Origin of the sequence: Planktotalea sp. (assembly GCF_039984035.1) — a bacterium.
Lineage (GTDB): Bacteria > Pseudomonadota > Alphaproteobacteria > Rhodobacterales > Rhodobacteraceae > Planktotalea.
Genome location: NZ_JBDWVM010000357.1, coordinates 1 through 7,460 on the forward strand (window position 1 = coordinate 1; position 7,460 = coordinate 7,460).

General features: G+C 58.8%; 8 protein-coding genes, 1 pseudogene and 1 riboswitch. Of the genes and pseudogenes, 5 read left to right on the forward strand and 4 right to left on the reverse strand.

Annotated features, from left to right (window positions below):
• Together ABJQ89_RS15975 and ABJQ89_RS15980 are read right to left on the reverse strand one after the other, a co-directional pair.
• A pseudogene (locus tag ABJQ89_RS15975) lies at window positions 1–85 on the reverse strand (molybdenum cofactor guanylyltransferase MobA); the annotation flags it as partial.
• On the reverse strand, window positions 82–918 hold the full coding sequence (locus ABJQ89_RS15980; protein ID WP_348497164.1) for a formate dehydrogenase accessory sulfurtransferase FdhD: 837 nt from the start codon (window positions 916–918) through the stop codon (window positions 82–84). The pseudogene ABJQ89_RS15975 and the gene ABJQ89_RS15980, both read right to left, overlap by 4 nt.
• Window positions 919–1,034: 116 nt before the next feature.
• On the opposite strand from ABJQ89_RS15980, the gene ABJQ89_RS15985 reads away from it, so the two are divergent.
• Window positions 1,035–1,754 (forward strand): AzlC family ABC transporter permease, encoded by a 720-nt coding sequence (locus ABJQ89_RS15985; protein WP_348497159.1) that lies wholly within the window; start codon window positions 1,035–1,037, stop codon window positions 1,752–1,754.
• Window positions 1,751–2,077 carry an AzlD domain-containing protein gene (locus tag ABJQ89_RS15990; RefSeq protein WP_348497160.1) on the forward strand — a complete coding sequence of 109 codons (327 nt, stop codon included), beginning with the start codon at window positions 1,751–1,753 and terminating at the stop codon, window positions 2,075–2,077. Before ABJQ89_RS15985 ends, ABJQ89_RS15990 begins: the two co-directional genes overlap by 4 nt.
• Before the next feature lie 74 nt (window positions 2,078–2,151).
• Here ABJQ89_RS15990 and smc read toward each other — a convergent pair whose 3' ends face one another.
• Window positions 2,152–5,607 carry a chromosome segregation protein SMC gene (smc, locus tag ABJQ89_RS15995; RefSeq protein WP_348497165.1) on the reverse strand — a complete coding sequence of 1,152 codons (3,456 nt, stop codon included), beginning with the start codon at window positions 5,605–5,607 and terminating at the stop codon, window positions 2,152–2,154.
• A gap of 208 nt (window positions 5,608–5,815) precedes the next feature.
• Window positions 5,816–6,038, forward strand: a riboswitch (cobalamin riboswitch).
• Window positions 6,039–6,075: 37 nt separating this feature from the next.
• Between smc and ABJQ89_RS16000 the strand changes: the two genes are divergently transcribed.
• Together ABJQ89_RS16000 and ABJQ89_RS16005 are read left to right on the forward strand one after the other, a co-directional pair.
• Window positions 6,076–6,246, forward strand: a complete 171-nt coding sequence (locus ABJQ89_RS16000) for a CbtB domain-containing protein (RefSeq protein WP_348497161.1) — start codon at window positions 6,076–6,078, stop codon at window positions 6,244–6,246.
• A gap of 21 nt (window positions 6,247–6,267) precedes the next feature.
• Window positions 6,268–6,951: a CbtA family protein gene (locus ABJQ89_RS16005; RefSeq protein WP_348497162.1), complete on the forward strand. Its 684-nt coding sequence runs from the start codon at window positions 6,268–6,270 to the stop codon at window positions 6,949–6,951.
• Window positions 6,952–6,955: 4 nt separating this feature from the next.
• Here ABJQ89_RS16005 and ABJQ89_RS16010 read toward each other — a convergent pair whose 3' ends face one another.
• A complete protein-coding gene (locus ABJQ89_RS16010; protein WP_348497163.1) occupies window positions 6,956–7,318 on the reverse strand; it encodes a DUF1636 family protein in 363 nt (120 codons plus the stop codon).
• A gap of 13 nt (window positions 7,319–7,331) precedes the next feature.
• Between ABJQ89_RS16010 and ABJQ89_RS16015 the strand changes: the two genes are divergently transcribed.
• Window positions 7,332–7,460 (forward strand): GTP-binding protein (locus ABJQ89_RS16015; protein ID WP_348497166.1); only part of this gene is annotated, 129 nt, incomplete at its 3' end.

Here is a 7,460-nt window from a genome sequence, read left to right on the forward strand (position 1 = left end):
CACCCAGCATCAGACGACCCTTATCGCCCCCGCCCATACGCCGCGCTTGGCCACCTGCAAGGATCACGCCAATAGGTTGTTTCATGTGCTGGCCTTTCGCGCAGATTTCTTCGGCTCGTCCTTAACCCGCGACAGATCAGCATCCCAGACAATACGGTCCGCCCCTGCCAAACATTGGAACCGCGTCCCCCGCAGTCGACCGATCAAGGTCAGCCCAACTTGCTGTGCAATCTCAACGCCCCAAGCGGTAAAACCAGAACGCGACGCCAACACAGGGATGCCCATATGCGCGCATTTGATCACCATCTCTGACGTCAAACGCCCTGTTGTATAAAGGATTTTATCCTCAGGCGCGGCATCGTTCTGCATCATCCATCCAGCGATCTTATCCACCGCATTATGCCGCCCCACATCTTCCATATAGACCAGCGGTTGATCCGCACGGCACAAAACCGTGCCATGGATAGCCCCCGCGCTCAGATACAGCGACGGCGTCGTGTTGATCTCAGCCGCCAGCGCATAAAGCCAACTGGTGCGCAGCTCCGCCTCTGGCAAACGAAGCCCCTCGAGCCCCTCCATCATATCGCCGAAAACAGTGCCGACAGCGCAGCCAGAGGTACGCGTCTTCTTCTTCAGTTTCTCTTCGTGATTGGTCGGCTGATCTGTGCGCACAACAACGATGTCCAGATCATCATCATAATCAACGCGCGTTACAGCCCCTGCACCCTCAAGCATCCCTTGATTGCGCAGAAAGCCCAGCGCCAGATATTCAGGATAATCGCCAATGGTCATCGCCGTCACGATCTCCTGCGAATTGAGGTAGATCGTCAGGGGCCGCTCCTCGACCACATTTTGCTCAATCGCAGCGCCATTTTGATCAACCCCCACAATACTGCGGGTCAACCCTGCGCGCGCCATATCAGGGGCTATGATATATCCTGTCACCTAGTATCTCTTTCCTTCAACGCGCTCGCGATTGCAAAGCAACATCTCTCACGATAGCTCTTTCGTTAAGCACAATGTAAGGGCAGCTCATGGCATCCTCCAGCGTCAAATCAGCCTTCAAAGACGGCGTTCGCGACGGCGCGCCCTTTATTTTGGTCCTCGTCCCCTTTGCGACCTTGTTTGGCGTGCTCGCAACAGAGGCAGGATTGAATGTCTTTGAAACTGTCGCCTTCTCTGTCGTGGTCATCGCAGGCGCGGCCCAATTCACTGCGCTGCAACTGATGAACGAAAACGCGCCAACATTCGTCGTGCTCGCCTCCGCCCTCGCTGTAAACCTGCGCATGGCAATGTATTCGGCCTCGCTCACCCCGCACCTCGGCGCAGCCCCCCTCTGGCAACGTGCTATCGCCGCCTACTTCACAGTCGATCAAAGTTACGCCGTTTCCATCACTAAGTTCGAAGCCGAACCAGCCATGACGGTTCACCAAAAGATGGCCTATTTCGCTGGCGTCGTCACACCCGTTTGCCCGCTCTGGTGGATCTTCACCGCCGTCGGCGCGCTCATCGGCGAAGCAATCCCAGCCTCCTTCGCCCTCGATTTCGCGGTTCCAATCACCTTCCTCGCGATCATCGCGCCCGCCCTGCGCACCCGCGCCCATATCAGCGCGGCGCTCACCGCCGCGGCCCTATCGCTGCTTCTGGTCAACATCCCTTATAACCTCGGCATCCTACTCGCTGGGATCGGGGGCATGATGGTCGGCGCGCGTATCGAAAAAAGCACCGAAGCCAAAGCAGAGGCCACATCATGATCGATCGCACAGAACTCTGGATCGTCATCATCGGCCTCGGCATCGGCAGCTTCGCCCTACGCTTCGCTTTCACCGGCCTCGTCGGGGATCGCCAGCTCCCCCCATGGCTGCTCCGCCACCTGCGCTACACCGCCGTCGGCATCCTACCAGCGCTCATCGCCCCCGCAGTCCTTTGGCCCGCCGCCACAAACGGCGAATATGACATTCCACGCCTCACAGCCGCAGCCGTCACACTCGCACTCGGCATCTTCGTGAAAAACGTCGTCGGCTCCATCATCAGCGGCGTCGCAACGCTCTACCTGATGCAATTCCTGCTTAACTAAGCATTAAGGTTAACGCCCCGCTTCATCTTTCCAGATAAACTTCGGGGGCTTGGGGGCTGGCCCCCAAGCAGGTGCTAGGCCACCAAGGTCTCAGCTTTCTTCAGATCAACGGACACAAGCTGGCTCACACCCTGCTCCGCCATCGTCACACCGAACAAACGATCCATCCGCGCCATCGTCACCGCGTGGTGCGTGATGATCAAAAACCGCGTATCCGTGCGGCGGCACATCTCATCCAAAAGATCACAGAACCGCGTCACGTTCGCATCATCCAAAGGCGCATCAACCTCATCGAGCACACAGATCGGTGCTGGATTGGCCAAGAAGACCGCGAAAATCAACGCCATCGCCGTCAACGTCTGCTCCCCACCTGACAACAGCGACAAGGTCGACAACTTCTTACCGGGCGGCTGACACATAATCTCCAAACCCGCCTCAAGCGGATCATCGGATTCAACCAGCACCAAATTTGCCTCACCGCCGCCAAACAAATGCGTAAACAAGAGCGAAAAGTTGCTGTTCACCTGCTCAAACGCCGTCAAAAGACGCTCGCGCCCCTCTTTGTTCAGGCTCGCAATGCCGCCGCGCAACGTCTTGATCGCTTCTTCGAGATCGGCCTTCTCACCGACCAGCGTATCATGCTCGACCTGCACTTCCTTGGCATCTTCTTCCGCGCGCAAGTTTACCGCGCCCAGCGCATCGCGCTGCCGTTTCAAACGATTCACATCCGCTTCAACCGCGCCAGACTCTGGCATCTTGTCGACGTCGACATCCAAACGCTCAAGCAACGTCTCAGGCGTCGTTTCCATCTCTTCGGTGATCCGTTCCGCCGCAGCAGCAACCGTCTCCTTCGCAGCATCGCTCAACGCCTCAGAGCGCGCCCGTGCCTCGCGCGCTTCGGACGCCACACGCTCCGCATCGCGCTCCGCCTGCTCCGCCACACGCGACGCGCTTTCGCCCTCCGCCAAAGCATCGCTTGCGGTGTTGCGGCGCTCTTCGGCCTCGCCAATCGCGTCTGTCAATTCTTCGCGCTTGGCCGCAATCTCTTCTGGTGCCGCGCTTGCATCCCCAAGATCAATCTCGGACGCGTCCTTGCGCTCACCCAACTCGGCAATCCGCTTTTCAGCCGTTTCCAAACGGTGCCGCCAACCGCTGGTTTCTTTCATGACCTCTTGGGTGCGCTTCAACCGCGCATCGCCTTCGCGGCGGATTTCATCATGGCTGGAGCGGCGCGACATCATCGTGATCCGCGACGCTTCAACGGTCATCTTAATGTCTTCAACCGCGCCGCGCTCTGCTTCCAGATCGCCCAGTTCCGCCACAGCCTGCTCAGCTTCCTGAACCTGCTTGCGCGCCGCCATCGCATCCTCTTCATGACGCGTCACGGCCAAACCAAGGCTCTCTAACTTGCCCTCGGCTAAATTGCGATCCGCCTCGGCGCGGCTCAACGCGCGCGCCGCATCATTCACCAAACGATCCGCATCCTTGCGATCTTCACGCGCTTCGCGATCCGCGCGCGTCACATCCGCAAGCCGCGCGGTCAAAGCCTCATGCGCCCGCTGCGCCGCCTCAAGCCGCGACGTCGCGCGCTCGTTTTCCTGCTTCAGAACCTCCAAGCGGTTCAACTGTTCAAGCCGCAAAGCCGCCGCCGATGGCGCATCTTCCGCCCACGCGCGATAACCGTCCCAGCGCCACAAATCGCCCTCTAGCGACACCAACCGCTGGCCCGGTTTCAACGCGCCTTGCAAGCGTTGACCATCATCCGCATCCACCAAACCAATTTGGCTTGCGCGGCGCTCTAACACATCGGGCACCGACACATGGCGCGCTAAGGACGTCACACCATCGGGCAACGGCTGGCGATCACCGTAACTCGGCAACACACGCCAACCAGAGGGTCCATCGCTCTCAACTTCTGGAGCACGCAAATCATCGGCCAACGCCGCGCCCAGCGCTTTTTCAAAGCCCTGTTCGACCTGCAAGCGGTCCAAGATTTGACCCCCTTCAGCCGTATCGCGCTCCAGCAATTTCGCCAGTGCTGTGACCTCAGCGCGCAGCGCATTCGCCTCGCCCTCTGCCTCAGACCGCTCCGCACGTGAATCCGCTTCCAGCGCCTGTGTCTCGGCTCGCGCAGCCTCCGCCGCAGCAACCGCGGCTTCGGCGCGCTCAGCAACTTCGACAGCTTCCGCCTCGCGCCCCTCAGCCAGCTCCATTTCCATCTCGGCCTTGCCGAGCAATTCGCGGCTTTCTTCAACCGCTTCGCGCGCTTTGACAGCTTCCGTTACGCTGCGTTCAAACATTTTACGGCTATCCGTCAACACGCGATAGGCCGACTGATGTCGCGCCGCCAAACGCGCAACATCTTCGGTGCGCTCGGCCAAATCCGCCTCGCGATCCTGCAAAATGCTCGCAGCGCTGCGCGCTTCTTCTTCGGCCAGCTCCAGCTTCTCTTCATGCCCCTCAGAGGCCTTCGCCAACTCGCGCGCTTCCCACTCTAGCCGCTCAATCGTGCCAACCGCATCGCGGTTCAGCGACCCTTCACGCTCCATATCCATATCAAGTTGGATAATGCGGTTCTTTAGCGTCTCAATCGTTTGAAGCGCCCGCGCCTCTTCGTCATTCAGCGTATCGCGTTGCACTTGCAGACGCTGCAAAATCGCCGCCGCAATCGCCTCTTCTTCGCGCAACCCAGGCAAAACCTCATCCACCTCAGCGCGGGTTTTCCCCGCTTGCCGCGCCGCCATTTCCGCCTGCGCTGCCGCCGTGGTGCGCGTACGCAGTTCTTCTTGCGCAGCCGCTCGCGCATCATCCGCATCGCGCCAACGACGATAAAGCAACATGCCTTCAGCTTGGCGCAGTTCATCCCCAATCGCGCGATACCGTGCCGCTTGCCGTGCCTGACGTGCCAACTGGCCTAACTGTCCCGACAATTGCTCCACAACATCATCAACACGCGCAAGATTGGTTTCAGCGCCCTTAAGCTTCAACTCCGCCTCGTGGCGACGTTGATACAGCCCCGAAATACCTGCCGCTTCTTCCAGAATTCGGCGCCGGTTCTTCGGCTTCGCGTTGATCAACTCCGCAATCTGACCCTGACGCACCAGCGCAGGGGAATGCGCTCCGGTCGAGGCATCGGCAAACAGCATCTGTACATCGCGCGCACGCACATCCTTGCCGTTCGTCTTGTACGCGCTGCCAACGTCCCGCGTGATGCGGCGCACCACATCAAGCGTGTCTAAATCGTTAAACCCCGCAGGCGCGAGCCGCTCAGAGTTATCAATCTGCAAGCTGACTTCGGCAAAATTTCGGGCGGGACGCGTCGATGCACCTGCGAAAATCACATCTTCCATCCCACCGCCGCGCATCGCAGTAGGGCGGTTTTCGCCCATCACCCAACGCAAAGCTTCCAAAAGATTGGATTTACCGCAGCCATTCGGGCCAACAACACCTGTCAAACCATCCGCAATAATGAGATCCGTGGGGTCCACGAAGCTCTTAAAGCCTTGAAGTTTGAGTTTAGAAAAGCGCACGTCTGCTGCTCTCACCGTTGATTCTTTAGGTCTAGGACTGTGATCAGCCCTCTTGCATGAGTCAACGTGAACGACACGCTATGTGGGCAACATAGGCGACTTATCCACAAGATATTGCGGCAAACGACAAGAATTGGTCGGTAATAATATTTCGTTAAAGCCTCAAACTACGTCGTTATCGATCTTGACGCGGCGCGCGAATAGGGGTCTTTAATTGGGCATGCATGGTATCCCTCGCACGGCGCAAAGCGTCTGAGGGTGAAATGGGAATGTGGAAAAGGTGATCCAATCAGGAACCTTAAGCCGCAGCCGCCCCCGCGACTGTAAGCGGCGAGCGCTCTGGTAAATGTCACTGAACCGAATGGTTTGGGAAGACACCAAGGCGCCGCGACCCGCGAGCCAGGAGACCAGCCTTGCATAAAGAGACCCAATTTCGCCGTCGGGTGTGACGGTACAAGGAGAACGACTATGACGACTAAAACAGCTTCAATCGCACAGAGCGACAGCTCCGCACTTGGCCTTGCAATCGCAGTTCTGACAGGTGTTTTCCTGCTCGTTGCGTCTGGCATGGCACAAGCGACTGTGCTGCATGACGCAGCGCACGATCAGCGCCACGCAATGGCGTTTCCCTGCCACTAAGCGCGGGGGCCATTTAGGCCAATGACAAAAAACTTGATTTCCAGCGCGATGCTCGCTGGTGTTGTAACAGGGCTGATTGCCGCTCTGTTGCAATTCTCGTTTGTGATCCCCTCGTTGCTGGAGGGCGAACTTTATGAATCGGGCGCGCGCATCCACTTTGCAACCGATGGGTCGACCCAATCGGACAAGGGTGCACCGTCTTTGGGCGGTGAAATGACACGCCACGCGATGACAGTCGCCTTCAACCTCGTGACCTTTGCGGGCTACGGTTTGATCTTGCTGGCCGCCATGGTCTTTGCCTCTGGAAAGGGTCATGCGATCACGCCAAAGTCGGGCCTAATCTGGGGCATTGCTGGCTTCATCACCGTGCAACTCGCCCCCGCCGTTGGCTTGCCCCCAGAACTGCCCGGCACCCCCGCGGCTGAACTCGCGCCGCGTCAAATCTGGTGGTTCTGCACGATCCTTGCCACCGCAGCAGGCCTTGCCTTTATCGCCTTTGCGAAAGGTCCGATCGCACTCGTTGGTATCGCCCTCTTGGCCGCACCGCACATCATCGGCGCGCCGCATCTGGACACTTACTATGGCGTTGCGCCCCCTGAACTCTCGGCCCATTTCGTGTCGCTCAGCCTCGGGGTAGCCTTGGCTGGATGGAGCTGCTTGGGTTTCCTTTGCGCTTGGTTCTGGACAAAAGCAAATGAGGGCTAACGCCTCACTTCGGAACGCGCCCGCTCAGGCAGTGGCGCAAACGCCCTGCCGCGCGCGCGTCCGAAATCGTTCCGCTGTCCGCCTCTTGGTACAACTCAATCAGTGCCAAAGCATCGTCCAAATCGCAGCTCGGGTCGACGGAATGGAACAGATAAACGTCTTTCCCTTCCGCCCTGAGCGCCAGCGAAACAGGACGATCGCATTGGTTCATGCACTCGGTCAGTTCAACGCGCACGCCGCTTTGAACACGCCCGCGCAAAGCTTCGGCAAACGCCGCACCCTGCGGCTCGGCGCCGGGCGCAGCGCACGTCGCGCACACGAATACACGGGTCACATCCACCGACCCATTTTGCAAAACGTCATCCAATCGGAGACCTCACATGCCTGCTAAAATTCCTGCCACTGTCATCACTGGTTTTCTCGGGGCTGGCAAGACCACACTCATCCGCCACATGCTTGAAAACGCAGAGGGCAAACGCATCGCACTCATCATCAACGAATTTGGCGAT

What these genes read in the sequence shown, in the direction of transcription:
- ABJQ89_RS15990 (WP_348497160.1), top strand. Translation starts at nt 1,751, where the DNA reads ATGATCGATCGCACAGAACTCTGGATCGTCATCATCGGCCTCGGCATC.
- ABJQ89_RS16005 (WP_348497162.1), top strand. Translation starts at nt 6,268, where the DNA reads ATGACAAAAAACTTGATTTCCAGCGCGATGCTCGCTGGTGTTGTAACA.
- ABJQ89_RS16000 (WP_348497161.1), top strand. Translation starts at nt 6,076, where the DNA reads ATGACGACTAAAACAGCTTCAATCGCACAGAGCGACAGCTCCGCACTT.
- ABJQ89_RS15980 (WP_348497164.1), bottom strand. Translation starts at nt 918, where the DNA reads ATGGCGCGCGCAGGGTTGACCCGCAGTATTGTGGGGGTTGATCAAAAT.
- ABJQ89_RS15985 (WP_348497159.1), top strand. Translation starts at nt 1,035, where the DNA reads ATGGCATCCTCCAGCGTCAAATCAGCCTTCAAAGACGGCGTTCGCGAC.